The organism is Aurantimonas marianensis (assembly GCF_024195285.1).
GTDB lineage: Bacteria > Pseudomonadota > Alphaproteobacteria > Rhizobiales > Rhizobiaceae > Aurantimonas > Aurantimonas marianensis.
In genome coordinates, this window is the sequence record NZ_JALHBS010000086.1 from 1 (window position 1) to 25,498 (window position 25,498).

The following is a 25,498-nucleotide window of genomic DNA, read 5'->3' on the forward strand; positions in this document are numbered from 1 at the left end:
CTCGTCGGTGGTTACGGTGCGCTTGAGCGGGGAGTTGTACTCGTTCCACTTCAGAATGTAGCGGAAATCGCCGATACCGGAGGCGGCCAGCGTCTTGATCGGCCCGGCCGAGATGGCGTTGACCCGGATCGCCTGCTTGCCGAGATCGACGGCGAGATAGCGCACTGACGCCTCGAGAGCCGCCTTGGCGACACCCATGACGTTGTAGTGCGGCATGACCTTCTCGGCGCCGTAATAGGTCAACGTCAGGATCGAGCCGCCATCGACCAGCAGTTTCTCCGCCCGCGCCGCGACCGCCGTCAGGGAGTAGACGGAAATGTCCATCGTCTTGCGGAAGTTTTCCCGCGACGTCTCGACATAGCGTCCGGTCAACTCGTCCTTGTCGGAAAAGGCGATGGCGTGGACGAGGAAGTCGATCTTGCCCCAGCGCTGTTCGACATCGGCGAAGACGGCGTCGATCGTCGTCTCGTCCGTCACGTCGCAATGTCCGGCAAGAACGGCGCCGATCTCGTCCGCGAGCGGCCCGACACGCTTCTTCAAGGCATCGCCCTGATAGGTCAGCGCGATCTCGGCGCCCTGTGCGGCAAGGGCCTTGGCGATACCCCAGGCGATCGAGCGGTTGTTCGCAACACCCATGACGAGGCCGCGCTTGCCGTCCATCAGACCGGTCGACTGGGCCATGGCGTTGTTCCTTCACATGTCTTGGCAATCGATGGTTTTGCGGCGGCGGGTATGACATAGGCCCGCCCGGCCATCAAGCGCGGCCGCCCGGGACAGTCCCGAGCGGTCGCTCGATGAACGCGTGGCGAAGCGGCCGATCAGCCCGCCGCGTTCTCGCTTTCGGCCCGCTGCCGCAGCAGGTCCTCGAGTTCGTGATCGCCGGTCGGCAACATGACCCGCACGGTGGCCAGAAGGTCCCCCCTGCCTCCGGATTTGGTGGTCAGGCCCTTGCCGCGAAGACGGAAGGTCTTGCCGGAATCCGTCCAGGCCGGGATCGACAGCGCGATTCGTCCGTCCAGCGTCTCCACCTCGACTTTGCCGCCGAGCACCGCCGTCTTCAGCGGAACCGGCAGATCGTGAACGAGATCGCGCCCCTCGACCCGAAACCGCGGATGCGCGACGACGTTGATGGTCACGAGCGCGTCTCCGGCCGCTCCGCCCGGATAGACCGCCGGCTGGCCCTGTCCCTTCAGGCGGATAGTCTGCCCGTCTTCGACGCCATCGGGAAGCCGGATCGCCAGGCGCTTCCCATTCGGGAAGATGGCCTCGACCTTTTCGTTCGAGACGATGTCGGCAAGCCGCACCCTGAGATTGGCCTTGATGTCGGGTGCCTTCGCCGCCGCTTCGCGCGCCGCCGAGAAGCCGGCGCGATCACCCCCTCTGCCGGCGCCCGCGCCGCGGAATGCCTGCTCGAAGAAGTCGGAGAACGCGCTCTCCCCGCCGAAATCCTCCGTCCGGCCCGACGAGCGGAATTCAAACCCTCCCGGCTGGCCGGCGCGTCGTCCGGCGAACGGACTGCCGCCCGCACCGCCGCCGAAGCCGGCGAAGCCCTGAAATTTCGGTTTGCCTTCGGCATCGATCTCGCCGCGGTCGAATTGCGCCCGCTTCTCCTTGTCACCGAGAATCTCGTAGGCCTGGTTGGCTTCGTTGAAACGCGCGGCGGCGCTGGGGTCCTTCGCGTTGGCGTCCGGGTGATACTGCTTGGCGAGCTTGCGGAAGGCCGATTTGATCTCCTTCTCGCTCGCGGATTTTGCGACGCCAAGAGCGGCGTAAGGATCGCGCATGAGGCAATGGGTCCTTCACGGTGCGGACGGATTTCGAACGAGGAACAGCGGCCAGGCCGCGTCAGAAGCCTATATGTAGGCGGGAGGTGGTAAATTTAAGGGCGAACCGCCGGCCGGCAAAGGCAAGCTAGCGATTTTCGTCGAACCGCACGAGCGCCCATTCGCCTTCGCCCACCGTGCAAGCCTCGCCATTGTAGAGGGCGATGCCATCGAAGCGCTGGCGCGAGGTCTGGAATTTCCGGCAGATCTGCCGTCCCGCGCGCACTTCCTGCAGCGCCGTTATGACGCCGCTGGCGCCGGTCTGCGGGTTGGCCCAGGCATAGCGCCCGCCGGCGCCCTCGATATCCGCCGCGGAGACGGCGTTGCGCACCGTCCGGCGGTCCGAGATCTGGTCCGGACCTTCCAGGACGCCGGCCGGCGCGGGCTTGACCGCCGGCGCGATGGAGCCGGTGATGAGGCTTTCATCCACCATGTCGCCGAGCCCCGGTCCCGCTACGACGCATCCGCCGAGGCTGAGCAGAAGCGCGGTCATGGAAAGAGTTTTGAACGGTGCCATCAATCTCTTATGTCTAAGGTCGCCGCGCGCGATTCGGCAAGGTGTTCCGAAAAGGTAAGTCAGGTTCAATATGACGAAGGAACTATTAACCCTTGGTGAAAAGCCGGTCGGAGACGATCCCTATGCCCTGTTCTCCGCGTGGCTGGAGGCGGCCGGCGAAGCTGAACCGAACGATCCGGGCGCGACCGCGCTGGCCAGTGTCGACGAAGACGGGCTGCCGGATGTCAGGATGGTGCTCCTGAAGGGGTTCGATGAACGGGGCTTCGTCGTCTACACCAATTTCGAAAGCGCCAAGGGCCGGCAGATTCTGGCTAGCCGCAAGGCCGCCATGTGCTTTCATTGGAAGTCGCTGCGCCGTCAGGTGCGGCTGCGCGGGCCGGTCGAGATTGTCAGCGACGCGGAGGCCGACGTCTATTTTGCCGCGCGGCCGCGCGGCAGCCGGGTCGGCGCCTGGGCATCGGACCAGTCGAGGCGGCTCGAAAGCCGGGCGCTGCTGGAGCGCCGGGTCGCTGAACTCGACGCGCAATATGGCGACGCTCCGATCCCGAGACCGCCGCACTGGTCGGGATTCCGGTTGGTGCCGATGCAGATCGAATTCTGGCAGGATGGCCAGTTCCGCTTGCATGACCGGGCGGTCTTCTGGCGCGAGGGGCAAGGCGAGCCCTGGAGCGTCGAACGCTTGTATCCGTAACCGCCGCCTGCTCGACGGTATCCTGTATCGAGGCCAAGACGGCGGCCGCGTCAGCTTTGGGTGAGGATTTTGGCGACGAACTCCGGCACCAGAACACTGGCCCTGCCGTGGCGGGCCTCGTCGAAAAGCGGCGTGCCGTCCGACGGCTCGAGATTGAGTTCCAGGGTTCGGATCCCGGCGGCGCGCGCCTCGGCGACGAGGCCGGCGGCGGGATAGACGGCGCCGCTGGTGCCGATGGAGACGAACAGATCGGCGATCATGAGGCGCTTGTAGATGTCGTCCATATGATAGGGACCCTCGCCGAACCAGACCACGTCCGGACGCATGCTGCCAGCATGCCCGCAGGCGGCACAGGTGAGATCGACGCTCAGATCGCCCGCCGCAACCGAGTGGGCGCCGCAGGCCGCGCAGAACGCCTTGGTGAGTTCGCCATGCATGTGGACGATGTTTCGCGAGCCGGCCCGTTCGTGCAGATCGTCGATATTCTGCGTGACCAGCGTGACCGCGCCTTCATGGAGGCGTTCCAGCTTGGCGAGGGCATGATGGGCCGCATTGGGCTCGACCGTGGAGAGCCCAGCGCGGCGCGCGTTGTAGAACGCATGCACCATCGCCGGATCGCGGGCAAAGCCTTCCGGCGTCGCCACGTCCTCCAGCTTCACCCGCGACCAGATCCCGCCCTTGTCGCGGAAGGTTTCGACGCCGGACTCCGCGGAGATGCCGGCGCCGGTCAGGATGAGGATGGAAGAGGGGCGCAAAGGTGTCGGTCGCTTCGTCGAAGTCGGCCTGAATCGGGCCATGAGAAATGATAGTTTCGGGCAGGAACCTATAGTCCCGCCCCGAGGAATAAAGTGCCCTTTAAGCCTCGGTGCCGCCGACCGTCACCTGATCCATGCGCAGATGCGGCTGGCCGACTCCGACCGGCACGCCCTGACCGCTCTTGCCGCACATGCCGATGCCGGTGTCGAGAGCGACGTCGTTGCCGATCATCGACACCCGATGCATCGCCTCCGGCCCGTTGCCGATAAGCATCGCGCCCTTCACCGGCTCCTCGACCTTGCCGTCGCGGATCCGGTAGGCCTCGGTGCACCCGAACACGAACTTGCCGCTGGTGATATCGACCTGGCCGCCACCGAAGGAGACGGCATAGATGCCGTCCTTGACCGAGGCGATGATCTCCTGCGGCGTGTGCGGCCCTTCCAGCATCATGGTGTTGGTCATGCGCGGCATCGGCGAATGGGCGTAGGACTGACGCCGGCCGTTGCCGGTGGCCGCCATCCCCATCAGCCGGGCGTTCTGGCGGTCCTGCATGTAACCGACCAGCTTGCCATCCTCGATCAGCACGGTCCGGTTCGTCGGCGTGCCTTCGTCGTCGATCGTCAGCGAGCCGCGCCGCTCGGCGATGGTGCCGTCGTCGACGACGGTGACGCCCTTGGCCGCCACCTGGCTGCCCATGAGACCGGCGAAGGCGGAGGTCTTCTTGCGGTTGAAGTCGCCCTCCAGGCCGTGGCCCACCGCCTCGTGCAGCATGACGCCCGGCCAACCGGAACCGAGCACGATGTCGAAGGTGCCGGCCGGGGCGGCGACGGCGCTGAGATTGACCCGGGCCTGACGCAGCGCCTCGTCGGCGATGTGCTGCCAACTTTCGGTCACGAAAAATGCCCCGAACCCGGTCCGTCCTCCGGCGCCGAACGAGCCCGATTCCTGCCGGTCGTCCCTGCCGCAGACCACCGAAACATTGATTCGCACCAGCGGCCGCACATCCTTGGCCAGCCGCCCGTCGGCGCGCAGAATCTCGACCGTCTGCCATTGCGAGCCGAGCGTCACCGAGACCTGGCGCACATCCTCGCCCTTGGCGCGCACATAGGCGTCGATGTCCTGGAGAAGCCGGACCTTTGCCTCGAAACCCGGTGAGGGGATTGGATTCTCGTCGCCATAGAGCTTGGCATTGGTGCCGGCGGGCGGCTCGGAATAGGTCCCGCCATGACCGGTCTTCACGGCCGTAACGGCCTGGGCCGCGCGTTTCAGGGCGGCGTCTGAAAAATCCCCCGCATGGGCGTAGCCGACCGCTTCGCCCGCGACCGCGCGCAGGCCGAAACCCTGGTCGGTGGAGAAATTGCCGGCCTTGAGGCGGCCATTGTCGAAAACCAGCGATTCCGATTCGCGATATTCAAGGAACAGTTCGCCGTCGTCCGCGCCGTGAAGCGTCTCGCAGAGGATCGCGTCGATCTCGGCCCGGGAAATATCGAAGCGCTCGATCAGCGACGCGGTCATGGCAGGCTCCTCGGTCGAAAGATTCACAAGCCACGACATAAGAGCGCGCCGGCCCGATGCCAACGGTCGGGGACAGCGGTTACGGACGGCGTGCGGTGCAGGTTGCGCCGCTCCTTCGCGCCGGCGGCGATCAGGGCAGGGCGGCAAAGCCTTCCTGGAACCCGTTGAGATCGACGGGGATGCCGATGCCCTGCTCGGGCGTCTGGAAGACGATGAAGGTCGCCATCTTGCCGCTGGACAGGGTTTCCAGCAATTCGTCGGCGAGAATCACCTCCGCGAAGCAGCCGTCCTGGAAGCAGCGCACGAACTGTGCTCTGCCGATGTCATTGCCGTCGACATACAATCCGAGCCCGTTGGGCAGAAGAATGCCGAGCGGTGCCAGCACGCGCAGGATGCGGGCCTGTTGGTCCGCCGTCTTCAGCGCGACGATCGACAGGCCGATTTCAGGCCGGTCTTCGGCGACGACGTTCTGAAGCAGGGCGCATTGTTCGCCGGACGCGCCGGCTGGCTGATCGCAGACCACAGCCCAGGCGCCGTGTTGGGACTTGACCGTTCCGGTCGCACCGGATTGTGCCGCGGCCGGTTGAATGGCTGCCGCGGCGGCGATCAGGACGAAGACCGCGAGGCGCGGCAAAAGGACATGTTTCATCGCAAAATCCGAATCAGGCTTGCTTCCCATTTGCCGCATCTATGGCAAATAATTGGTTACCGGCGGCAACGCCTGCCGGCGAGGCGTAGGGCCGCCGCGTGCGACAATCGCACGAAACGAGCAGCGCGCGGGCGGTTTTCCCACGCGCAAACCTCGCTAGCGACTGATGTTGCTCGGATTATGCCCGCGACATCGCGAATATGCCGCAAGCGAATGGCACTCTAAGATGTTGCGGAAAAGCGGGTTTCGTGGTTTGAAGCGATGGGCTACCGGACATATTCGGATTATCGTATGTTTTGGGTGCTGGCGTGAGCCTGATCCAGGCAGTATCCAGTCCGGGACCGGAAACTGACGCGAGCGCGACAGGGAGACAATGCGAGTGAGACGATCGATCTTTGCGGCAGCGGCGTTCATTGCGACGACCGGGGCTACCCTTGCGCAGGAGGCGGTCTTGCTTCCGGGACAGCCGCATCAGTGGCAGATGACACTCCAGGACGCCATGTCCCCGATCCAGGAGCAGATCCGCTGGTTCAACTGGTACGCCCTGGCCTTCATCATTCCGATCACCATCATCGTCGCGGCGCTTTTGGCCTGGTCCATCTACCGCTTCCGCGAGAGCCGCAACCAGGTTGCTTCGCGTACCAGTCACAATACGCTGATCGAGGTCGTTTGGACCGTCGCACCGGTGATCATTCTCCTGTTTCTGGCGATCCCGTCGTTCCAGCTTCTGACCGCGCAGTACAACCCGCCGAGCGAGCCGGAGCTGACCGTCAAGGCAACCGGGTACCAGTGGTATTGGGGCTATGAATACCAGCCGGTCGCAACGTCCGCCGAGGCGCAGGCCGAGCCGGTTTCCTTCGAATCCTATCCGCTGCTCGACGAGGATCGTGACGGCGTCGGCAAGCAGGACAAGGGGGCCTATCCCCATCTCCTGGCAGTCGACAACGAAATGGTTGTCCCGGTCGATACGGTGATTCGTCTGCTGTCGACCTCCGCGGACGTCATTCACGCCTTCGCGATGCCGTCCATGGGCGTCAAGGTCGATGCCGTCCCCGGCCGCATCAATGAAGCCTGGTTCGAGGCGCAGCGGGAAGGCATCTTCTACGGGCAGTGCTCGGAGCTGTGTGGTCAGGCTCACTACAACATGCCGATCGCTATTCGGGTCGTTTCGAAGGAGCAGTTTGCCAGCTGGTACGCCGCCGCCTCGCAAGACCTGGAAGACGCCAACGCGCAGCTGACCGCTGGGATCGACTCCGCGTCCGCCATCGCGGTTGCCGGCCGCTGAACACGAACAGGGTTTGAGGGAGATCGACAATGGCCTATGGCGCCACCCACGACGCCCACGACGCTCACAAGCCTTCCGGCTGGACGCGATGGGTGTATTCGACGAACCACAAGGACATCGGGACGCTCTACCTGATCTTCGCGATCTGCGCGGGCATCATCGGCGGTGGTCTGTCTGTCGCGATGCGTATGGAGCTGCAGGAGCCAGGCTTGCAGATCTTCGGCGATCCGCAGGTTTATAACGTGTTCACCACCGGGCACGGCCTGATCATGATCTTCTTCATGGTGATGCCGGCCTTGATCGGCGGCTTTGCCAACTGGATGGTGCCGATCATGATCGGCGCGCCGGACATGGCGTTTCCACGTCTCAACAACATCTCGTTCTGGCTGCTTGCCGTTTCCTTCCCGCTGCTGATCCTGTCGATGTTCGTCGAGGGTGCCCCGGGCTCGAACGGTGCCGGCACAGGCTGGACGTTGTATCCGCCGCTGTCGACCTCGGGCCATCCCGGTCCCGCCGTGGATCTCGCGATCTTCTCGCTGCACATCGCCGGCGCGTCGTCGATCCTTGGCGCTATCAACTTCATCACCACCATCCTCAACATGCGGGCGCCGGGCATGACCCTGCACAAGATGCCGCTGTTCGCCTGGTCGGTGCTGGTCACCGCTTTCCTGCTGCTGCTGTCGCTGCCGGTTCTCGCGGGTGGCATCACCATGCTGCTCACCGACCGCAACTTCGGCACGACGTTCTTCACGCCGGCCGGTGGCGGCGACCCGATCCTGTTCCAGCATCTGTTCTGGTTCTTCGGTCACCCGGAGGTCTACATCCTGATCCTGCCGGCCTTCGGTATCGTCAGCCACATCATCTCGACCTTCTCCAAGAAGCCGGTGTTCGGCTATCTCGGCATGGCCTACGCCATGGTCGCGATTGGCGTCGTCGGATTCGTGGTGTGGGCGCACCACATGTACACCACGGGCATTTCGCTCAACACCCAGCGCTACTTCGTCTTCGCCACGATGGTCATCGCCGTGCCCACAGGCATCAAGATCTTCTCGTGGATCGCGACGATGTGGGGCGGCTCGCTGTCGTTCAAGACGCCGATGCTATGGGCGATCGGCTTCATCTTCCTGTTCACGGTCGGCGGTGTGACCGGGGTGAAGCTGGCCAATGCCGGTCTCGACCGTGTGCTGCACGACACCTATTACGTCGTCGCCCACTTCCACTACGTGCTGTCGCTCGGCGCGGTCTTCGCCATCTTCGCCGCGTGGTACTACTGGTTCCCGAAGATGACCGGCTACATGTACAACGAGACGGTCGGCAAAATTCACTTCTGGACCACCTTCATCGGCGTGAATATCCTGTTCTTCCCGCAGCATTTCCTTGGCGCCGCCGGCATGCCGCGTCGTTACGTCGACTATCCGGAAGCGTTCTCGGGCTGGAATTTCGTGTCGTCGATGGGCTCCTACCTCTCCGCGGTGGGCGTCTTGATCTTCCTCTATGGGATCTGGGAAGCCTTCGCGAAAAAGCGGATCGCCGGACCCAATCCCTGGGGCGCGGGCGCGACGTCGCTCGAATGGCAGCTGTCCTCGCCGCCGCCCTATCACCAGTGGGAAGAACTGCCCCGGGTGAAGTAGTGCGCGGCTCTGGCTGACGCGGAATGGTAAAGGCGCTACGGTCTTCGGATCGGGCGCGTCAATTCGGGCGCTTCCCTGCCGGGAAGCCGCCCGGCCCGACCGGAAAACCGGTCAAACGGACGAGTTCGAGGTTCGACTTGACGCTTCTTGGCACCACCAATAGCGAAATCCGCTCCAGCGGCGTCAGCCTCGCCGAGCCGCTAGACTTCCTCGCGCTGCTCAAGCCCCGGGTCATGTCGCTGGTGGTTCTCACCGCGATTACCGGCCTCGCGCTGGCGCCGGGCTCCCTGCATCCGACGCTGGCGGTCATCTCGATCCTGTCGATCGCGATCGGCGCGGGCGCCTCGGGCGCGCTCAATATGTGGTACGATGCCGATATCGACGGCGTCATGACGCGAACGGCGACGCGGCCGATTCCGACCGGTCGTATCGAGCCGGAGACGGCGCTGGCCTTCGGGCTCGGGTTGTCGCTGCTCGCGGTCTCGATGCTGGGCCTTGCCGCGAACTGGTTCGCCGCCGCGCTGCTCGCCTTCACGATCTTCTTTTACGCCGTCGTCTACACGATGTGGCTGAAGCGCTCGACGTCGCAGAACATCGTCATTGGCGGCGCCGCTGGCGCGTTTCCACCGATGATTGGCTGGGCCGCCGTCACCGGCGGCGTTGCGGTCGAGAGCATCGTCCTCTTTCTGATCATCTTTCTTTGGACGCCGCCGCATTTCTGGGCGCTGGCGCTGTTCAAGCTGAAGGATTACGACAATGCCGGCGTGCCGATGCTGCCGAATGTCGCCGGGGAGCGCGCCACGCGAATCCAGATCTTCCTCTACTCGCTGGCGCTTGTGCCGGTCGGTGTCGCTCCCTGGCTGCTGGGTTTTGCCGGACCGGTCTACGGCATCGCCTCCATCCTGCTCGGTGCGAAATTTCTCCGGCATGCCTATGCGACACTGCGCATGGCCGACGGTGATCAAACGATGATCCCCGCCAAGCGGCTGTTTGCTTTTTCCATCTTCTATCTGTTCGGCTTGTTCGTGATTCTCCTGGCGGAGGCCCTTTTCGGGCCTGTGCAGACCATGATCGGAGCCTGATGTGGAAGAGGACCGCATAAGGCTCACCGATGCGCAGCAGCGGGCGCGGCGACACCGTTCGATAGCGATCGGCGTCGTCCTCGTGGCGCTGGTCGTCATTTTCTATTTTGTCTCGATCGCGAAGATGTCGTCATGAGCGGCGGCGAGCACAATCCCTCGGGGATCCAAACCCGCACGGCCGGGCGCAAAGGCATCGTCATCGCCGTTTCCTGCGCGGCCTTTGCCGTCGGCATGATCGGCGCGGCCTATGCTTCGGTGCCGCTTTACGAGCTGTTCTGTCAGGTCACGGGTTACGGTGGCACGACCCAGCGGGCGGAAACCGGCTCCGGTCGTGTCATCGATCGCACGGTGATCGTGCGCTTCGACGGCAATGTCGCCACCGATCTTCCCTGGACGTTCCAGCCCAATGACCGGCAGGTCACTGTCAAGCTCGGCGAGACGCGGGAGGTGTCCTATCGGGTGAAAAACAATTCGGACAAGGCGGTCACCGGGCAGGCGACCTTCAACGTCACGCCCAACGCCGCCGGGGTCTACTTCAACAAGATTGCCTGTTTCTGCTTTGATAACCAGACGCTACAGCCGGGCGAAGAGCTCGACATGCCGATCGTGTTCTATATCGACCCGGACATGCTGGAAGCGGACGAATTGAAGAATGCGCCGGGCATTACCCTGTCCTACACGTTCTTCAAGATGGACGATCCGGACGAGTCCATTGCGGCTGCGCCTGAGACGGGCGAGGGCGGCGACCCGACGACGAACAGATTGTGAGACAGTGCGTGACGGCTGGTCCGGCACGCATGACACAGGCAAGAGTGAAGCTGGAATTGGCTCACGATCTCCGATAGGCAGATCGCCGGGCATAAGAGGATAAGACCGGGGACCTATAATGGCAGAAGCGCACGCCAAGCACCACGACTACCATATCATCGATCCGAGCCCGTGGCCCTTCATCGGCTCGATCGGCGCATTTGTCATGCTGTTCGGCCTGGTCGGCTGGATGCGCCAATTCGCTGGCAACCAGTTCGTGGTCTTCGGCGTGGACTTTGCCAGTCCCTGGCTGTTCTTTGTGGGCCTCGCCATCGTCCTTTATGTGATGTTCGCCTGGTGGTCGGACACCATCAAGGAGGGTCGCGAGGGCGCCCATACCCGTGTCGTGTCGCTGCATCTTCGCTACGGCATGATCATGTTCATCGCCTCCGAGGTAATGTTCTTCGCCGCCTGGTTCTGGGCGTTCTTCGACGCCAGCCTTTTTCCCAATGAGGCCGTTCAGACCGCTCGGGTCGAAGCGCTCGGCGGACAATGGCCGCCGGTCGGCATCGACGTTCTCGACCCGCTGCACCTGCCGCTGTTCAACACCATCACGCTGCTGTTGTCGGGCACAACGGTCACCTGGGCTCACCACGCCCTCTTGCACAATGACCGCAAGGGGCTGATCTGGGGATTGGCGCTGACCATCATTCTCGGCCTGATCTTCTCTTACGTCCAGTTCTACGAATACGCGCATGCGCCGTTCGCTTTCGCCGGCTCGATCTATGGTTCGACCTTCTTCATGGCGACCGGCTTTCACGGCTTCCACGTCATCGTCGGGACGATCTTTCTCATTGTCTGCCTGATCAGGGCGATGAAGGGACAGTTCACCCCGCAGAAGCATTTCGGCTTCGAGGCGGCCGCCTGGTACTGGCACTTCGTCGACGTCGTCTGGCTGTTCCTGTTCTTCTGCATTTATATCTGGGGCAGCTGGGGCGCGCCGATCGCCGAGGGCTAAGGCGGTTATCAGCCGGCCGGAGGCGATGTTATGGAGTTGTGGAGGAGGCGGCGCGTGAGCGACCGCCTCTTGCATTTTCAGGAGCTGAACCGATGGGCGAGGACAGGGCGCCGCATACGCTGGCCGAGCCGGCCAGGGCTGGATTGCGAGGCCGCTGTCCCCGCTGCGGCGAGGGGCGGTTGTTTTCGGGCTTTTTGACCATCGCGCCGCGCTGTTCCAACTGCGATCTCGATTACGCCTTCATCGATAGCGGCGACGGTCCTGCGGTGTTCGTCATCCTGCTCATCGGATTCGTCGTCGTCGGGCTAGCTCTGTGGCTGGAGGTCGCGGTCGGCCCGCCCTTGTGGGTGCATCTCCTGCTGTGGCTGCCGCTGACACTGATCTTGAGCCTGCCGCTGCTGCGCGGTCTCAAGGGGCTGATGATCGGACTGCAGTACAAGCACCAGGCATCGGAAGGACGCCTTGACCGTGACCGGTGATACCGCTCCCGTGAACCCCGGCGCAAAGGCCGACGCGCGAGGCCGCATGCCGCGCGGGCGCTTCTGGCTGGCGCTGGGGGGCTGCCTCGTCGGCATTGCGATCCTCGTCGTGCTCGGCACCTGGCAAGTCGAGCGGCTTCACTGGAAGGAAGGTCTGATTGCGCGGATCGAGCAGCGGGCAGGAGCAACACCGATCGACCTCGACACGCTTGTCGCCCGCTTCGCCGAAACCGGCGACGTCGATTACACGCCGGTGACGGCCGAGGGTCGATTTCTGCATGAGGGCGAGCGCTATTTTCTGTCGACATTCGAGGGTCAGGCCGGCTGGAACGTCTACACGCCGTTCCTTACCACCGGTAGCGACATCCTCTTCGTCAATCGCGGCTTCGTGCCCTACGAGATGCGCGATCCATCGACGCGGACCGAGGGGCAACTCAAGGAACGCGTGACGATTACGGGTCTTGCCAGAAACGCGCCGGACCGGAAGTCCGGCTATTTCGTCCCCGACAACGATCCGGCCAAGCGGACCTTCTACTGGCGCGATCTCGGTGCGATGGCCGAGGGGCTGACACTCGCAAGCGGCGCGAGGCTGCTGCCGTTTTTCGTCGATGCCGGGCCGGGACGCGCACCCGGCGGCTGGCCGGTCGGGGGAACGACTGTCGTCGACATTCCCAACAGCCATCTGCAATACGCCGTCACCTGGTACGGGTTGGCCTTCGTACTGGCCGTGATGACGATCCTGCTCGTGGTGCGGGATCGCCGCGCGGCTCGGCCAGCCGCCGGCGCCTCGGGCTGAGACGGTCAGCCGCCGCAGGTCCAGCTGGAACTGCCGAGATCGGACAAGAGCCGCCGGACCGTGGCCTCCGTATCGCCCCGGTCGTCGCGACCGTCGCTGAATTCGAGGCCGAAATGCCGCATTCGGCGCCAGACGACCTTGGCCGATCTGATCCGCGCGTCATCCCGCTGAACGGAAAACTCGACATCGCGCGAGGGAATGTATCCATCCGCAGCGACGATTTCGGCGCCATGATCGGACAGGTTCTTGATCCGGACAGGCAGGATCGCGCTTTCGGGGCCGCAGGTGACGGCGCCGGCCAGGCAGACCCGGTTTCTGCGCTTGCGTCTTTGTTCGAGCATCGCGCCTCTCCTGAATTCATTTGCAATCCTGAGTAAATCTCAGCTCGGCCGCTGCCAACCGAAAGCGATCGTTAGCCTTAACGGCGGCAGCCGCGCGCTCGCTGGTCGTGAAGCCTCATGGGCGAGTTGCGAAAACTCGTTCCGGTCGCCGGTATCATGCTGTAGGGACGGCAAGACTTGACACATCCCGGGCCGATCCCTTCATTCGGCCCGCCGACCGATCGATCCCGCCAACACCGGAGCCATTCTTGCCCGTCCCCGCCGCAAAGCCGAAACTGACGATCCGCATGTGCGAGCCGCGCGGCTTTTGCGCCGGCGTCGACCGGGCGATCCAGATCGTGGTGCTGGCGCTCAAGAAATACGGCGCCCCGGTCTATGTCCGGCACGAGATCGTCCATAATCGCTATGTCGTCGAAGGCTTGCGCAACATGGGCGCGGTCTTCGTCAAGGAACTCGATGACATTCCTGACGACGGTCAGCCAGTCGTCTTTTCGGCGCATGGCGTGCCGAAATCGGTGCCGGCGGCGGCCGAGGCGCGGGAGATGCTTTACCTCGACGCCACATGCCCGCTGGTCTCGAAGGTTCACAAGCAGGCGATGCGCCACATGCGGCTCGGCCGCCATGTTCTTTTGATCGGACATCGCGGTCATCCGGAGGTCGTCGGCACCATGGGCCAGTTGCCCGAGGGCGCAGTAACCCTGATCGAGACCGAGGCGGATGTCGCCGCCTATGTCCCGAGCGATCCGGCCACCCTCGGCTTCGTCACCCAGACTACGCTGTCGGTGGACGACACGATCGGCATCGTGGAAGCGTTGCAGGCGAAGTTCCCGGCGTTGCACGCGCCCTCGTCGGAATCGATCTGCTATGCCACGACCAACCGGCAGGAGGCGGTGAAGGCCGCCGCCCCCGGCGCCGACGTCTTCCTCGTCGTCGGCGCGCCGAACTCGTCGAATTCGCGCCGGCTGGTCGAAGTGGCGGAGCGCTTCGGCGCGGCAACGGGCGTCCTGGTCGAGGGCGTGGCGGACATTCCCTGGGACGCGGTCGTTCCCGATGGCATCATCGCGATGTCGGCCGGGGCCTCGGCGCCGGAAATCCTCATCGACGCCATCGTCGGTGCCTTCCGCGAGCGATTCGAGGTCGGGATCGAACTGGTGCGGACAGCCGAGGAGAACGAGAACTTCCCGGTCATGCGCAGCCTTCGCGAGACGCCGCTGACGGCGGCCGACATGGCCTTCGTGAACGGTCAGGTCTGAGCGTGGCGGTTTATACGGACGTTTCGGAATCGCAGCTGACGGCGTTTCTCGCCGACTACGACCTCGGCCCGCTGCTGAGCTACAAGGGCATCGCCGAGGGCGTCGAGAACTCGAACTTCCTGCTGCGTACCGGCTGCGGGACCTTCATCCTGACGCTCTACGAAAAGCGGGTGAACCGGGGCGACCTGCCGTTCTTCGTCGGGCTGATGGAGCATCTGGCCGAGCGCGGGCTGTCCTGCCCCCTGCCGGTCCACACGCGCGCCGGCGAGTCGCTCGGAGAACTCTCCGGCCGCCCGGCGGCGATCTTCACCTTTCTGGAAGGCATGTGGACCCGGCGGCCGTCGGCGGAACATTGCCGGGCCGTCGGCGGCGCGATGGCACGCATGCACGCGGAAGCAGCCGATTTCCGGCTGCATCGGGCCAATGGGCTGGCACTCGCCGACTGGCGACCGCTGTTCGACAGCTGCCACGGTCGCGCCGATGAGGTGGAGGCGGGTCTGTCGGACGAAATCGCGGCGGAACTGACGTTCCTCGAAGCGAACTGGCCGGCGGATATCCCGCGCGGGATCATCCACGCCGATCTCTTCCCCGACAACGTCTTCTTCCTCGCCGGCGAGTTGTCCGGCCTGATCGACTTCTATTTTGCCTGCGACGATCTCCTGGCCTATGACCTGGCCATCGGCCTCTGTGCCTGGTGCTTTGAAGCGGATGCGAGCTTCAACGTGACCAAGGGCCGGGCGTTGCTGGAGGGCTACGCCGCCGTACGGCCATTGCTGGACGAGGAACTGGCGGTGCTTCCCGTCCTGTGTCGCGGCGCGTCGCTGCGCTTCCTGCTGACGCGGCTCTACGACTGGCTGAACACGCCGGAGGGCTCCTTCGTGACCAAGAAGGACCCGAAGGAATATCTGCGCAAGCTGCGCTTCCACCGCTCGGTCGACAGCGCTTCGGGTTACGGGTTCGATACGGAACGGATGAAGGCATGAGCGGGACGAACCGGGTCGAGGTCCATACCGACGGCGCCTGTTCGGGCAATCCGGGGCCGGGCGGCTGGGGCGCGATCCTGCGCTTCAACGGCGCGGCCAAGGAGTTGAAGGGTGGCGAGGAACTGACCACCAACAACCGCATGGAGCTCACGGCCGTGATCGAGGCGCTGGCCGCTTTGAAGCGGCCCTGCGCCGTCGATCTGTACTCCGACTCCACCTATATGCGCGACGGCATCACCAAATGGATTCACGGCTGGAAGCGCAATGGCTGGAAGACCGCCGACAAGAAGCCGGTGAAGAATGCCGAGCTGTGGCAGCGGCTCGAAGCGGAGAAGGGTCGCCACGAGGTCACGTTCCACTGGGTTCGCGGCCATGACGGCAATGAACTCAACGAGCGTGCCGACGAACTCGCCCGCGCCGGCATGGAGCCGTTCAAGAGGAAGGCAACCATTTCTACCGGCCCGCGCGTTCCCTAAGCCATTCCTTCTTAGGGTGAAGTTTAGGATCTATAGGTAGATACAAAGTATTGTTGTCGAAATTTGATCCAATGAATCTATCGTATTCACCGTATTCTGTTCTCCGGCCGTCTCCTTTGAAATGGATCGTATAATCAGGGCCGATATTGATGATGGATTTGTCAAAAAAATTGTGATGAAGTGAGCAGAGGAGAATTCCGTTTCTTGGATCTATTCGCATTTCGGGCTTGCTCCCGCTCCACGGAATGATATGACTCGCTTCCAAGCATTCAAGAAAAGTGGTGCCGCATACGGCGCATTTTGATCTGTATGCTTTAATCAAAATTTTTCTGAATATGCGTTGCTCATCGCCACGAGTTCTTATTAGCGCAAACACCTCTTTGGACTTCGACGGATCGCGCAATACACGGCGGGCGAGCTTGTTGAGGTCAGATTCCGCGACTGTTGAGAATGGGTTTTCGATCTTCTTCCAATCGAAACTCAAAACACGTCCGATTTCGTCACTTCGCCCAAGAAAGCCATTGCCCTGAAGGCCGTCGCCCCGACGCACTACCAGTGCTGTCAGAATGGGCAGTCCGGAGTTCAGGCAGTACCGTTGTATCGGGCCGAGCGCATGCCTCACTATGCGATGGTGAATACCGATATGCTCACCGGCGTCGCCGTATGTCGCCGTCTCATTCTTCTCAGCTTGTTCAACCAGATATGGCCATAGCTGACCTGCCCGCTGGATCCATATCGGCGCGCTCGTTCTCACCATATTCCAGGAGTCCTCAGCAATTAAGATGCCATCGCTAGGCCCCTCCTCAGAGCTGTTCGAGCAGCGCCTCGGCCGAGGATTTGTCCGCCTGACCCGGTGATTCCTCGACATTCAGGGCTTTGACGACGCCGTCCTCGACGATCATCGAATAGCGTTTCGACCGCACGCCGAGGCCCGCCACCGACAGGTCGACGTCGAGGCCGACGGCCTTGGTGAATTCGCCGTTTCCATCCGACAGGAACAGGATCTTGCCGGCCGCGTCATTGGCCTTTTCCCAGGCACTCATGACGAACACGTCGTTGACCGCGACGACGGCGATGGTATCGACGCCCTTGGCGCGGATCTCGTCATTATGGGTCAGGAAACCGGGCAGATGGTTCATCGAGCAGGTCGGCGTGAAGGCGCCGGGCACGGCGAACAGCACGACCTTCTTGCCGGCGAAGATCTCGTCGGTGGACAGATCGGCGGGCCCGTCCGGCACCTTGGTCTTCAATGTCGCGTTCGGAAGCTTGTCGCCTACGCCGATAGCCATATTTCGTCCCTCTCTGCGCCGCCAAGCGGCTTGACCCTGGCCAAGCGCCAGCGATGCCGGATGTGGGGCACCCAGCGCTTTTGTCGAGCCTGTCAGCCCTGCGGCGGTCTGGGCGCGACCGCGATGTCGTTGGCCTCGAAGGCGCGCGGCCCATCGGTGAAGACCACGTCGATCGTCTCCGGAGCGCCCTCGGCGGCGCGCGGGCGCTCCACCACCTCCACCTTGAACACGAAGCCGTCCCCTTGGCTGGTCGGGGCGGCAGGTTCGCCGAAATACCAGCCTTCCGGCCCCCGCACGAAAAGATCCGGTGCGTGGGCTGCCCCGTCATATTCGGCGGTGATCGTCAGCCAGTCACCCTTGGCGTCGGCGACCGCCGATCGGATCCGGCCGACATCGCCGGATCGGTCCGGCAGAGCCGAGAACGCCGCGGCGACGAGCGGCGCGTCGACGGCCGCCTCGCTTTCGCCGGTGAGCGTCGCCTGCACCGGGATGCATATTTCACTGCAGACGCCGAGCAGGATCTGCGCTTCGATCGGTCCGATCGCGGCCTGCGGCTTCGGCGCGAGTTCGAAGGCGATCGAGACCGGCTGCTTGTAACCGTTGGCTCGGCTGATATCGTCGCCCAGGCGGTGCGGGGCTGGGAAGCGAAGCGTTGCGCCGCCGAGCCCGCGGGTTTCGGAAAAATCGATCGTCGGTGGGATGCCGGAAGCGCCGGGGTCGATCCAGTAGGTCTTCCAGCCCGGCGCGAGATCGACGACCAGCGCGCCGCGCACCGTGCCGTCCGGCATGGCGTTCTCGCGAGCCAGGCTTATGGTGACCTGGTCGGTCGCCAGCGTCGCGCCATTGCCTTCGGCGTGAGCTTCGCTGGCCAGAAGAGCAAGGCCGAGCGCGCCGGCAAAGCCGCGCTCCATCAGACTGGTCGGTCTCATGATCCACTCCCATCGTGCGGTGGACGAAATCGGGCGAAGACGGCCACCGTCAAGCCTCACTAGTGCGTATGGTGGTCCGCGCGCCATTCAAAATGACGAGAAGGCTGAATTTTCACCCGTGGGCGTGATGCGTCCGCTCTGGTCTAATTCTGCGAATGATGAGACCCTTCGCAATGACATTCGGGAACAATGTGTGGTTGCCATGAACGTGGATCACGACATCGGACAGGACGGCATCGATACTACGCTCGAGGGGCATTTCCTGATCGCCATGCCGGGCATGGAGGACGAGCGCTTCGTGCGCAGCGTCATCTATGTCTGCGCCCATTCGGCGAACGGGGCGATGGGCTTCATCATCAACAAACCGCAGCCGGTCAGCTTTCCCGCTCTTTTGACCCAACTCGGCATCGTCGCCAGCGAAACCGACATCCACCTGCCGGAGAAGGGGATGGAGGTTTCGGTCTGCATGGGCGGTCCGGTGGAAAAGGGCCGGGGCTTCGTGCTTCATTCGGACGATTACGATTCCGACTCGACCGTGCCGGTGGACGACCGGATTTCGCTCACCCCGACGCTCGATATCCTCAAGGCGATCTCGCAAGGCATCGGCCCGAAGACCGCGATCATGGCGCTCGGCTATGCCGGCTGGGCGCCGGGGCAACTGGAGAGCGAGATCGCGGCGAATGGCTGGCTGACCTGCAAGGCCGACCTCGGCATCGTCTTCGATAACCGGCTCGACCAGAAATACGGCCGTGCCCTCGCCTTGCTCGGTATCGATGCCGCGTTCCTGGCCAGCGATGCCGGCCACGCCTAGACCCTGGCGGGCGGAGCCAAATTCCGGCCATCTTGGCCGTCCGGGGTTTTCCCGTCCCGCGCTGATACCCCGGGGCGTCAGCTGGCCCGTTTCAATCCAGCCATGTGATCATGCAGCGCCTTGCGCGCCTGCTCCGCCGTCATCGGCTGCGAGAACATGAAGCTCTGGGCGTATTCGCAATTCAGCTGACGCAGCAGGACGACGTCGGCGTCGGTCTCGACGCCTTCCGCGACCACCTGCAGGCCGAGATCGTGGGCCATGGTGACGATCGAGTGCAGGATGATCGGGCGTTGCGGCTGGCTGTTGTTCTTCAGGAACGACTGGTCGATCTTCAGCGTGTCGAAGGGAAAGCCCATCAGATAGGCGAGGGAGGAGTAGCCAGTGCCGAAATCGTCCAGCGAAAGCCCGACGCCGAGGCTGCGCAGCCGTGTCAGCAGTTGCGCCGAGCGCTCCGGATTGTCCATCACGATCGACTCGGTGAGCTCCAGCTTGAGGCTCCCGGGCGGCAGGCGGTAACGCTCCAGAACCGTTCTGACGTCGGCGATCAGATCCTGACGGATCAACTGCCGGCTGGAGATGTTCACCGACATGAACAGCTTCTGGTTTCCCGTCATCCGGTGCCAGTCGCTCAGCCGCCGGGCGGCTTCCTCGAGGGCGAACTGGCCGAGCTGGACGATAAGGCCGGTGCTCTCGGCGATCGGCACGAACTCGGTTGGCGAGATCGCGCCGCGCCGCGGGTGCTCCCACCGCAGCAGCGCCTCGAAGCCGGCGGTTTCCTCGCCGTCGAGCCGGATGATCGGTTGGAACGCCAGCGACAGCTCATTGCGTTCGAAGGCGCGGCGCAGGTCCGATTCCACCTGCAGGCGGCCATAGCCGGCGCTCCGGTAGGAGGGTCGGAACGGCTCGATACGGTCGCCGCCGCCCCGCTTCGCCTCGTACATGGCGAGCTCCGCCTCCTTGAGCACCTCCTCCGGGCTGGACGATTCCGTCCAGCCGGTCAGACCGATCGCGCCGGTCAGCACGATCTCCCGGTTGGCGAAGGCGATCGGCGCCTTGATGCCGTCGCGCAGCCTCTCGGCGAAAGCCGCGACGGCCCCGACCTCGGTCTGCGACAACAGGATCAGCCCGAACTGGTCGCTGCCGAGGCGGGCGAGCGAATCCTCGGGCTTCAACAGGCGCTTCAGCCGGCGCCCCAGGGTGAGCAGGATGGTATCGCCGGTGGCGATGCCGAAATCGTCGTTGACCTGCTTGAAGCGGTCGAGATCGATCACGAAGACCGTTGGATGGACGTCGGGGCGGGTTGCCGCGAGGACGCCGATGGCATCCAGCCGGTCCATGAACAGCTCGCGGTTCGGCAGGCCGGTCAACTGGTCGTGCAGCGCGTCGTGCAGCAGCCGCTCCTCGGCCTTCTTGCGTTCGGTCACGTCTTTCAGTGTCCCGACGCAGCGCGCGACCTCGCCGTCGCTGCCGAGCACCGGCCGCGCGCGCAGCGCCATCCAGTGATAGTGCCCGTCCTCGTCGCGCAGTCGGAATTCCTGCGAAATGCGCCCGCGCCGGTGTTCCAGGATGGTATCCAGCGTCAGCCTGAAGCGATCGCGGTCGTCGGGGTGCAGAATCGGCAGCCAGTCCCGCGCCGGACCATTCATCGACGCGACCGGCATGCCGGCGAGAGCGTCGCCGTCGGCCCCGGCGAAGATGCGGTCGCGGCTGACGTCCCAATCGAAGATCGCGTCCCCGCTGCCCGCCAGCGCCAGGGAGCGCCGTTCCATGTCCGACAAAAGTCCCTGCGCGAAACCGCCGCCGGCGAAGGCGTGCTGCATCACCGTGAAGCCGATGAGAAGAACGATCAGCACGAGGCCGCCGCCGAGCGCCGGCTGGATGATGTCGTTGTCGATGCGGCCGGTTGTCGTCATCCATGCGGCGACGAGCCACAGCAGAATAAGGCACCAGGTGGGAATCAGCATGATGGCCCGGTCGAAGCCTTGGGCGGCGAACGTCGCGATGAGACCAAGCCCGACGACCGCCGTCGCGGCGAGCGAGAGGCGGGCGATTCCCGAAGCGATCACCGGATCGAAGGCGGCCACGGCCCCCAGCGTTCCAAGCGCGGCGAGCCACAGGACGGTGAAGATCGACAACAGGCCGTGCCATCGGTTGAGGTTGAGGTAGGCGTAGAGAAAGACGACCAGCGTGAAGGCGAGGGCGACCTCCGTCCCGGCGCGCCACATTCGCTCCTGGCCCGGCAGGATCGGCACGAGTTTCTGCCAGAAATCGAAGTCGATGCAGATATAGGCGAGCACGGCCCAGGCGAGCGCGGCCGTCGCGGGAAACATCGCCGAGCCCTTGACCACGAAGAGGATGGTCAGAAACACCGCGAGCAGGCCTGAAATACCGAGGACAATGCCGCGGTACAGGGTGAAGGCGTTGATCGTGTCCTTGTAGGCGTTCGGCTCCCAGAGCCGGATATCCGGAAGGTTGGGCGCCGTCAGCTCGGCGACGAAGGTGACGATCGCGCCCGGATCGAGGGTCACCAGAAAGACATCCGCATCCGAGCTGGGTTGGCGTTCCAGCGCGAAGCCCTGGGATGGCGTGATCGAGGCGATGCGCTGCGAGCCGAGATCCGGCCAGACGATGCCTGATCCGACGAGGCGGAAATGCGGCGCGACCACGAGGCGGTCGATCTGCTCGTCGGTGTTGTTGGCCAGCGCGAAGACCGCCCAATTGCCGGAGGCGTCGGGCGAATTCGCCTCGATCTCGATCCGGCGCACGATTCCGTCGGCGCCGGGAACGGTGGCGACCTGGAAGCTGCGCCCCTGGCCGCGATGGATGTCGACCGCCGGTCTCAGGTCGATGGCCGTGTCGTCCCGCGAGATGCTGACGGGCTCCAACGCGCGCGACGGCACGGCGGTGAGAAAAGACGCCAGGACGAGCGCGATCAGCGCGAGAATCAGTTTCCCGGACGGGAATATGGATCGCATAGCCGTTCGCGAAGCCTTCTTGCGTCTCTGCGTCACAGCCATGCCACGATCATTCCGCGGGGAGGCCACAGAGCCGTTCCCTGGACCTGGATCGCGACCATTCTTCGGCGAGCAGCGAGTAAAGATAGTGGTCCTCCCACCGCCCGGCGATTTTCAGATAGTTTCGCAGATGACCCTCGCGTGTGAAACCGCATTTTTCCAACAACCTTATCGATCGGGTGTTGGACGGCAGGCATGCCGCCTCGATGCGATGCAGCCCCTGCACGTCGAAGGCGAACAGCTTCATCAGATCGACCGCCCGTGGCATCAGCCCCGAGCCGGCATAGCGCTCGCCCATCCAGTAGCCCAGCGTGCCGGACTGGGCGACCCCCCGCCGGATCTGGCCGATGGTGGTGCCGCCATACAGCGTTCGGCCTTCCGCATCGAACAGAAAGAAGGAGAAGCTGGTGTTTTCGCGCGCGTCCTGATTGTAGCGGCGGATGCGCAGCCGATAGGCCTCCCACGACAATTCATCCGCCGTCCATAGCGGCTCCCACGGCTTGAGGAACTCGCGACTGTCGCCTCTCAGCGCTCGCCAGGCCGCGTAGTCGCCGCGCCGGGGCATGCGCAGCAATACGCCATCGCCTTCCAGGCTCGGAATCTGCGGTCCAGTCAGATGGTCGAGAATGCTCATTGTCCGCGTCAGTGACCTGCGGCGGCCCTGGCCTCGTATCCCGCCCCGCTATCGAGGCGGGCGACGATGTCGGTGGTGCCCGGCAGGCGCGATACCGGGCCGATGGCGGCGAGCGTCGGGGTCTGGCCCATGAACAACCGCTCGGCGAGGTCGGACAGGCGCGGCGCCGTGATCGCGTCGAGACGTCCGATCAACTCTTCATTGGTAATCGTCGCGCCGTTGAACAGAAGCTGGCGGGCGATCTGCGCGGCGCGGGAGGCGGGACTCTCCTGCGACATCAACAGGCTCGATCGCATCTGCGCGCGGGCGCGGGTCACTTCCACGTCGGTGATCCCGGCCGCCGCCTTGACAAGTTCGTCGACGATCACGGGCGCGAGTTCGGCAAGTTCCTCTTCGCCCGTCGCCGCATGAACGCCGAAAATTCCGGAATCGGAAAAGCTCCAATGAAAGGCGTAGATGGCGTAGCAAAGGCCGCGCCGCTCGCGTACTTCCTGAAACAGCCGCGACGACATCCCGCCGCCGAGAATCAGCGAAAGAACCTGCGAGGCGTAGAAATCGCGTGCATAGTAGGGACGTCCCTCGAAGCCGAGCACCATCTGCGCGTCCATCAGGTCGCGTTCCTGGCGAAATTCGCCGCCGGTGTAGGCGGCCGGCGTCCGCGGTTCCGCGCGCAGCGGCAGCGGTGACGCCGCGCCCGGTCCGAACGCCGCCTGCACCTGGTCCACGATCGCCTGGTGGGAGACGGCGCCCGCCGCCGAAACGATCATCCGGTCGGGCGAATAGTGCCGGGCGAGATAGCTCCGCAGATTACCCGGGTTGAACGATTTGACCGTCTGCCGCGTGCCGAGGATCGGCCGGCCGACGATCTGCCCGCGATAGGCCGCTTCCTGAAAATGATCGAAAACGATGTCGTCCGGCGTGTCCTCGGCCGCGCCGATTTCCTGCAGGATCACCTGTTGCTCGCGTTCGAGCTCCTGTTCGTCGAAGCGTGAGTCGATCAGGATGTCGGTCAGAATGTCGAGCGCCAGCGGCACGTCGTTTTTCAGGACACGCGCGTAGTAGGAAGTCGTCTCGGAACTGGTGGCCGCGTTGATTTCGCCGCCGACGTCCTCGATTTCCTCTGCGATCTGGCGGGCGTTGCGGCGATTCGTGCCCTTGAAGGCCATGTGCTCGAGCAAATGGGCGATGCCGTGCTCCTCGGGGGCCTCGTCGCGGGCGCCGGCCTTCACCCAGATGCCGAGGCAGGCGCTTTCCAGATGCGGCATGGTCTCGGTGGCGATGGTCAGGCCGTTCGAGAGCTTCGTGATGTCGACGCTCATGCTTCGGCTCCCTGACTGACGGCGCGCGATCGCGCGCGAATATAGTCCTGGACCGCGCCGATCTCGTTCGGCAAGCGGTCCAGTGCCTCACGCTTTTGCATGAGGTCGGCGTGGCTCGGCGGAAGCGCCGGCGAGATCCCGGTGGCCTTTTCGATCGCGGCCGGGAATTTGGCCGGGTGGGCGGTGCCGAGGGTGATCATCGGCTCGCGGCCGAGGCGGCTTTCCGCGACTGCGACGCCGACGGCCGTGTGCGGATCGAGAAGATAGGCGGTCGTCGCCAGCATCCGCTTGATCGTTCCGGCCGTCGCCGGTTCGTCGGTCGTCCCGGCGTCGAATTCAGCGCCAATCGCCGCCAGGACCGCTTCGGGAAGCGTGAAGCTGCCCGACTGGCCGAGCTGCTGCATCAGCCGCCGCACCAGCTCGCCGTCACGTCCGCTCGCCTCGAAGATCAGACGTTCGAAATTGGACGAGACCTGGATGTCCATCGATGGCGACATGGTGGCATGGACGCCGGTGGTCTCGTAGCGTCCGCGATCGAGCGTGCGAACCAGGATGTCGTTTTCATTGGTGGCGATCACCAGCCGCTCGACCGGCAGGCCCATGCGCTTGGCGCCGTAGCCGGCGAAGATATCGCCGAAATTGCCGGTCGGAACCGTGAAGGAGACCGTCCGGTCCGGCGCGCCGAGGCTGGCCGCCGCGGTGAAATAATAGACGATCTGGGCCATGATCCGGCCCCAGTTGATCGAGTTGACCCCCGAAAGCGCGACCCTCTCGCGAAACCGGCGGTCATTGAACATCGCCTTGACCAAGGCCTGGCAGTCGTCGAACGTTCCGTCGACGGCGACGGCGTGGACGTTGTCGGCCCCCGAGGTTGTCATCTGGCGCTGCTGGACTGGCGATACGCGGCCATGTGGAAACAGGATGAAGATGTCGGTCCGCCGGCTCGCGGCGAAGGCGGCGATCGCGGCTCCTCCGGTGTCCCCCGAGGTCGCGCCAACGATGGTCGCGCGCTGCTCGCGTTGGCCGAGGACATGGTCCATCAGGCGCGCGATGAGCTGCATGGCGACGTCCTTGAACGCCAGCGTTGGACCATGGAACAGCTCCAGCAGGAAGTGCGAGGGGCCGATCTGGACGAGGGGGGCGACCGCCGGATGCGGGAAGGTCGCGTAGGCGTCCTCCACCATCTGCTTCAGATCCGCGGCGGCGATATCGTCGCCAACGAAGGGGCTGAGGATGTCGAAGGCCACCTCGGCATAGGGCCGCCCGGCGAAACCGCGAATGGTGTCGGCCGAAAGGACCGGCCAGGTCTCCGGCACATAGAGTCCACCATCGCTCGCGAGACCCGCCAGCAAGGTGTCGGCGAAGCCGAGCACCGGCGCCTCGCCCCGCGAACTCACATATTGCACATCGTCTCCACTTCGCTTCGGATCGGGGGCGTCCGAGACCGGGCCGACCGGTCT

The 25,498-nt window shown here is 64.2% G+C and carries 26 protein-coding genes; 12 read left to right on the top strand and 14 right to left on the bottom strand.

The features are described from left to right. From MJ956_RS13865 to MJ956_RS13875, 3 genes are all read right to left on the bottom strand, one after another. A partial coding sequence (locus tag MJ956_RS13865) for an SDR family oxidoreductase (RefSeq protein WP_253965038.1) occupies positions 1–681 on the bottom strand: 681 nt, incomplete at its 3' end. A gap of 137 nt (positions 682–818) precedes the next feature. Continuing rightward, the gene (locus MJ956_RS13870; RefSeq protein WP_253965039.1) at positions 819–1,784 is read right to left on the bottom strand and encodes a DnaJ C-terminal domain-containing protein; all 966 of its coding nucleotides are present in this window, start codon (positions 1,782–1,784) and stop codon (positions 819–821) included. A 127-nt stretch (positions 1,785–1,911) separates the two neighbouring features. Beyond that, complete coding sequence (locus tag MJ956_RS13875; RefSeq protein WP_253965040.1) at positions 1,912–2,340, bottom strand: RT0821/Lpp0805 family surface protein; 429 nt, start codon at positions 2,338–2,340, stop codon at positions 1,912–1,914. 70 nt (positions 2,341–2,410) lie between these two features. On the opposite strand from MJ956_RS13875, the gene pdxH reads away from it, so the two are divergent. Then, on the top strand, positions 2,411–3,031 hold the full coding sequence (pdxH, locus tag MJ956_RS13880) for a pyridoxamine 5'-phosphate oxidase (RefSeq protein ID WP_253965041.1): 621 nt from the start codon (positions 2,411–2,413) through the stop codon (positions 3,029–3,031). A 50-nt stretch (positions 3,032–3,081) separates the two neighbouring features. Here the strand turns inward: pdxH and MJ956_RS13885 are convergent, their stop codons facing one another. The 3 genes from MJ956_RS13885 to MJ956_RS13895 form a co-directional block, all read right to left on the bottom strand. Further along, positions 3,082–3,786, bottom strand: a complete 705-nt coding sequence (locus MJ956_RS13885; protein ID WP_253965042.1) for an NAD-dependent deacylase — start codon at positions 3,784–3,786, stop codon at positions 3,082–3,084. A gap of 100 nt (positions 3,787–3,886) precedes the next feature. Then, positions 3,887–5,302 (bottom strand): metalloprotease TldD, encoded by a 1,416-nt coding sequence (tldD, locus tag MJ956_RS13890; RefSeq protein WP_253965043.1) that lies wholly within the window; start codon positions 5,300–5,302, stop codon positions 3,887–3,889. A 130-nt stretch (positions 5,303–5,432) separates the two neighbouring features. After that, the gene (locus tag MJ956_RS13895) at positions 5,433–5,951 is read right to left on the bottom strand and encodes an invasion associated locus B family protein (protein WP_253965044.1); all 519 of its coding nucleotides are present in this window, start codon (positions 5,949–5,951) and stop codon (positions 5,433–5,435) included. Positions 5,952–6,324: 373 nt separating this feature from the next. Between MJ956_RS13895 and coxB the strand changes: the two genes are divergently transcribed. From coxB to MJ956_RS13930, 7 genes are all read left to right on the top strand, one after another. Next, positions 6,325–7,236 (top strand): cytochrome c oxidase subunit II, encoded by a 912-nt coding sequence (coxB, locus tag MJ956_RS13900; RefSeq protein ID WP_256477884.1) that lies wholly within the window; start codon positions 6,325–6,327, stop codon positions 7,234–7,236. A gap of 29 nt (positions 7,237–7,265) precedes the next feature. Further along, the gene (gene ctaD / locus MJ956_RS13905; RefSeq protein ID WP_253965045.1) at positions 7,266–8,867 is read left to right on the top strand and encodes a cytochrome c oxidase subunit I; all 1,602 of its coding nucleotides are present in this window, start codon (positions 7,266–7,268) and stop codon (positions 8,865–8,867) included. Between the two features lie 137 nt (positions 8,868–9,004). Next, positions 9,005–9,949 carry a heme o synthase gene (locus MJ956_RS13910; protein WP_256477885.1) on the top strand — a complete coding sequence of 315 codons (945 nt, stop codon included), beginning with the start codon at positions 9,005–9,007 and terminating at the stop codon, positions 9,947–9,949. 132 nt (positions 9,950–10,081) lie between these two features. Beyond that, a complete protein-coding gene (locus tag MJ956_RS13915; RefSeq protein WP_253965046.1) occupies positions 10,082–10,717 on the top strand; it encodes a cytochrome c oxidase assembly protein in 636 nt (211 codons plus the stop codon). Between the two features lie 118 nt (positions 10,718–10,835). Next, a complete protein-coding gene (locus MJ956_RS13920; protein ID WP_253965047.1) occupies positions 10,836–11,714 on the top strand; it encodes a cytochrome c oxidase subunit 3 in 879 nt (292 codons plus the stop codon). A gap of 92 nt (positions 11,715–11,806) precedes the next feature. Continuing rightward, positions 11,807–12,193 (top strand): DUF983 domain-containing protein, encoded by a 387-nt coding sequence (locus MJ956_RS13925; protein WP_253965048.1) that lies wholly within the window; start codon positions 11,807–11,809, stop codon positions 12,191–12,193. Further along, on the top strand, positions 12,183–12,989 hold the full coding sequence (locus tag MJ956_RS13930) for an SURF1 family protein (RefSeq protein WP_253965049.1): 807 nt from the start codon (positions 12,183–12,185) through the stop codon (positions 12,987–12,989). The genes MJ956_RS13925 and MJ956_RS13930 overlap by 11 nt, the downstream gene beginning before the upstream one ends. Positions 12,990–12,994: 5 nt before the next feature. Here the strand turns inward: MJ956_RS13930 and MJ956_RS13935 are convergent, their stop codons facing one another. Further along, positions 12,995–13,330, bottom strand: coding sequence for a PilZ domain-containing protein (locus tag MJ956_RS13935; protein ID WP_253965050.1), 336 nt, complete (start codon positions 13,328–13,330; stop codon positions 12,995–12,997). Between the two features lie 287 nt (positions 13,331–13,617). On the opposite strand from MJ956_RS13935, the gene ispH reads away from it, so the two are divergent. Genes ispH through rnhA form a run of 3 tightly spaced genes read left to right on the top strand, consistent with a single transcriptional unit; the run spans position 13,618 to position 16,042 of the window. Next, positions 13,618–14,583: a 4-hydroxy-3-methylbut-2-enyl diphosphate reductase gene (gene ispH / locus MJ956_RS13940; protein ID WP_253965109.1), complete on the top strand. Its 966-nt coding sequence runs from the start codon at positions 13,618–13,620 to the stop codon at positions 14,581–14,583. A gap of 2 nt (positions 14,584–14,585) precedes the next feature. Beyond that, a complete protein-coding gene (locus MJ956_RS13945) occupies positions 14,586–15,566 on the top strand; it encodes a homoserine kinase (protein WP_253965051.1) in 981 nt (326 codons plus the stop codon). After that, a complete protein-coding gene (rnhA, locus tag MJ956_RS13950) occupies positions 15,563–16,042 on the top strand; it encodes a ribonuclease HI (RefSeq protein ID WP_253965052.1) in 480 nt (159 codons plus the stop codon). The genes MJ956_RS13945 and rnhA overlap by 4 nt, the downstream gene beginning before the upstream one ends. Here rnhA and MJ956_RS13955 read toward each other — a convergent pair. The 3 genes from MJ956_RS13955 to MJ956_RS13965 form a co-directional block, all read right to left on the bottom strand. Beyond that, positions 16,020–16,799 carry an HNH endonuclease gene (locus tag MJ956_RS13955; protein ID WP_253965053.1) on the bottom strand — a complete coding sequence of 260 codons (780 nt, stop codon included), beginning with the start codon at positions 16,797–16,799 and terminating at the stop codon, positions 16,020–16,022. The genes rnhA and MJ956_RS13955 overlap by 23 nt on opposite strands. 46 nt (positions 16,800–16,845) lie before the next feature. After that, the gene (locus MJ956_RS13960) at positions 16,846–17,331 is read right to left on the bottom strand and encodes a peroxiredoxin (protein ID WP_206455423.1); all 486 of its coding nucleotides are present in this window, start codon (positions 17,329–17,331) and stop codon (positions 16,846–16,848) included. A 92-nt stretch (positions 17,332–17,423) separates the two neighbouring features. Beyond that, a complete protein-coding gene (locus MJ956_RS13965; RefSeq protein WP_253965054.1) occupies positions 17,424–18,260 on the bottom strand; it encodes a protein-disulfide reductase DsbD domain-containing protein in 837 nt (278 codons plus the stop codon). A 202-nt stretch (positions 18,261–18,462) separates the two neighbouring features. Here MJ956_RS13965 and MJ956_RS13970 point away from each other — a divergent pair, with 202 nt between their 5' ends. Then, positions 18,463–19,071: a YqgE/AlgH family protein gene (locus tag MJ956_RS13970; protein ID WP_253965110.1), complete on the top strand. Its 609-nt coding sequence runs from the start codon at positions 18,463–18,465 to the stop codon at positions 19,069–19,071. A gap of 77 nt (positions 19,072–19,148) precedes the next feature. Here MJ956_RS13970 and MJ956_RS13975 read toward each other — a convergent pair whose 3' ends face one another. Genes MJ956_RS13975 through thrC form a run of 4 tightly spaced genes read right to left on the bottom strand, consistent with a single transcriptional unit; the run spans position 19,149 to position 25,444 of the window. Then, positions 19,149–22,046: an EAL domain-containing protein gene (locus MJ956_RS13975; RefSeq protein WP_253965055.1), complete on the bottom strand. Its 2,898-nt coding sequence runs from the start codon at positions 22,044–22,046 to the stop codon at positions 19,149–19,151. Positions 22,047–22,095: 49 nt separating this feature from the next. After that, positions 22,096–22,719 (bottom strand): GNAT family N-acetyltransferase, encoded by a 624-nt coding sequence (locus MJ956_RS13980; RefSeq protein ID WP_253965056.1) that lies wholly within the window; start codon positions 22,717–22,719, stop codon positions 22,096–22,098. A gap of 8 nt (positions 22,720–22,727) precedes the next feature. After that, entirely contained in the window at positions 22,728–24,038 is a 1,311-nt protein-coding gene (locus tag MJ956_RS13985; protein WP_253965057.1) for a M16 family metallopeptidase, read from the bottom strand. After that, positions 24,035–25,444 (bottom strand): threonine synthase, encoded by a 1,410-nt coding sequence (thrC, locus tag MJ956_RS13990; protein WP_253965111.1) that lies wholly within the window; start codon positions 25,442–25,444, stop codon positions 24,035–24,037. The genes MJ956_RS13985 and thrC overlap by 4 nt, the downstream gene beginning before the upstream one ends. Positions 25,445–25,498: the final 54 nt, after the last annotated feature.

Bases quoted from the DNA above. Each gene is read 5' to 3' on its own strand.
- MJ956_RS13870 (WP_253965039.1), bottom strand. From the start codon at position 1,784: ATGCGCGATCCTTACGCCGCTCTTGGCGTCGCAAAATCCGCGAGCGAG.
- MJ956_RS13875 (WP_253965040.1), bottom strand. From the start codon at position 2,340: ATGGCACCGTTCAAAACTCTTTCCATGACCGCGCTTCTGCTCAGCCTC.
- pdxH (WP_253965041.1), top strand. From the start codon at position 2,411: ATGACGAAGGAACTATTAACCCTTGGTGAAAAGCCGGTCGGAGACGAT.
- tldD (WP_253965043.1), bottom strand. From the start codon at position 5,302: ATGACCGCGTCGCTGATCGAGCGCTTCGATATTTCCCGGGCCGAGATC.
- MJ956_RS13895 (WP_253965044.1), bottom strand. From the start codon at position 5,951: ATGAAACATGTCCTTTTGCCGCGCCTCGCGGTCTTCGTCCTGATCGCC.
- coxB (WP_256477884.1), top strand. From the start codon at position 6,325: ATGCGAGTGAGACGATCGATCTTTGCGGCAGCGGCGTTCATTGCGACG.
- ctaD (WP_253965045.1), top strand. From the start codon at position 7,266: ATGGCCTATGGCGCCACCCACGACGCCCACGACGCTCACAAGCCTTCC.
- MJ956_RS13915 (WP_253965046.1), top strand. From the start codon at position 10,082: ATGAGCGGCGGCGAGCACAATCCCTCGGGGATCCAAACCCGCACGGCC.
- MJ956_RS13920 (WP_253965047.1), top strand. From the start codon at position 10,836: ATGGCAGAAGCGCACGCCAAGCACCACGACTACCATATCATCGATCCG.
- MJ956_RS13925 (WP_253965048.1), top strand. From the start codon at position 11,807: ATGGGCGAGGACAGGGCGCCGCATACGCTGGCCGAGCCGGCCAGGGCT.
- MJ956_RS13935 (WP_253965050.1), bottom strand. From the start codon at position 13,330: ATGCTCGAACAAAGACGCAAGCGCAGAAACCGGGTCTGCCTGGCCGGC.
- ispH (WP_253965109.1), top strand. From the start codon at position 13,618: ATGTGCGAGCCGCGCGGCTTTTGCGCCGGCGTCGACCGGGCGATCCAG.
- rnhA (WP_253965052.1), top strand. From the start codon at position 15,563: ATGAGCGGGACGAACCGGGTCGAGGTCCATACCGACGGCGCCTGTTCG.
- MJ956_RS13955 (WP_253965053.1), bottom strand. From the start codon at position 16,799: ATGGTGAGAACGAGCGCGCCGATATGGATCCAGCGGGCAGGTCAGCTA.
- MJ956_RS13960 (WP_206455423.1), bottom strand. From the start codon at position 17,331: ATGGCTATCGGCGTAGGCGACAAGCTTCCGAACGCGACATTGAAGACC.
- MJ956_RS13965 (WP_253965054.1), bottom strand. From the start codon at position 18,260: ATGAGACCGACCAGTCTGATGGAGCGCGGCTTTGCCGGCGCGCTCGGC.
- MJ956_RS13970 (WP_253965110.1), top strand. From the start codon at position 18,463: ATGAACGTGGATCACGACATCGGACAGGACGGCATCGATACTACGCTC.
- MJ956_RS13975 (WP_253965055.1), bottom strand. From the start codon at position 22,046: ATGCGATCCATATTCCCGTCCGGGAAACTGATTCTCGCGCTGATCGCG.
- MJ956_RS13980 (WP_253965056.1), bottom strand. From the start codon at position 22,719: ATGAGCATTCTCGACCATCTGACTGGACCGCAGATTCCGAGCCTGGAA.
- MJ956_RS13985 (WP_253965057.1), bottom strand. From the start codon at position 24,038: ATGAGCGTCGACATCACGAAGCTCTCGAACGGCCTGACCATCGCCACC.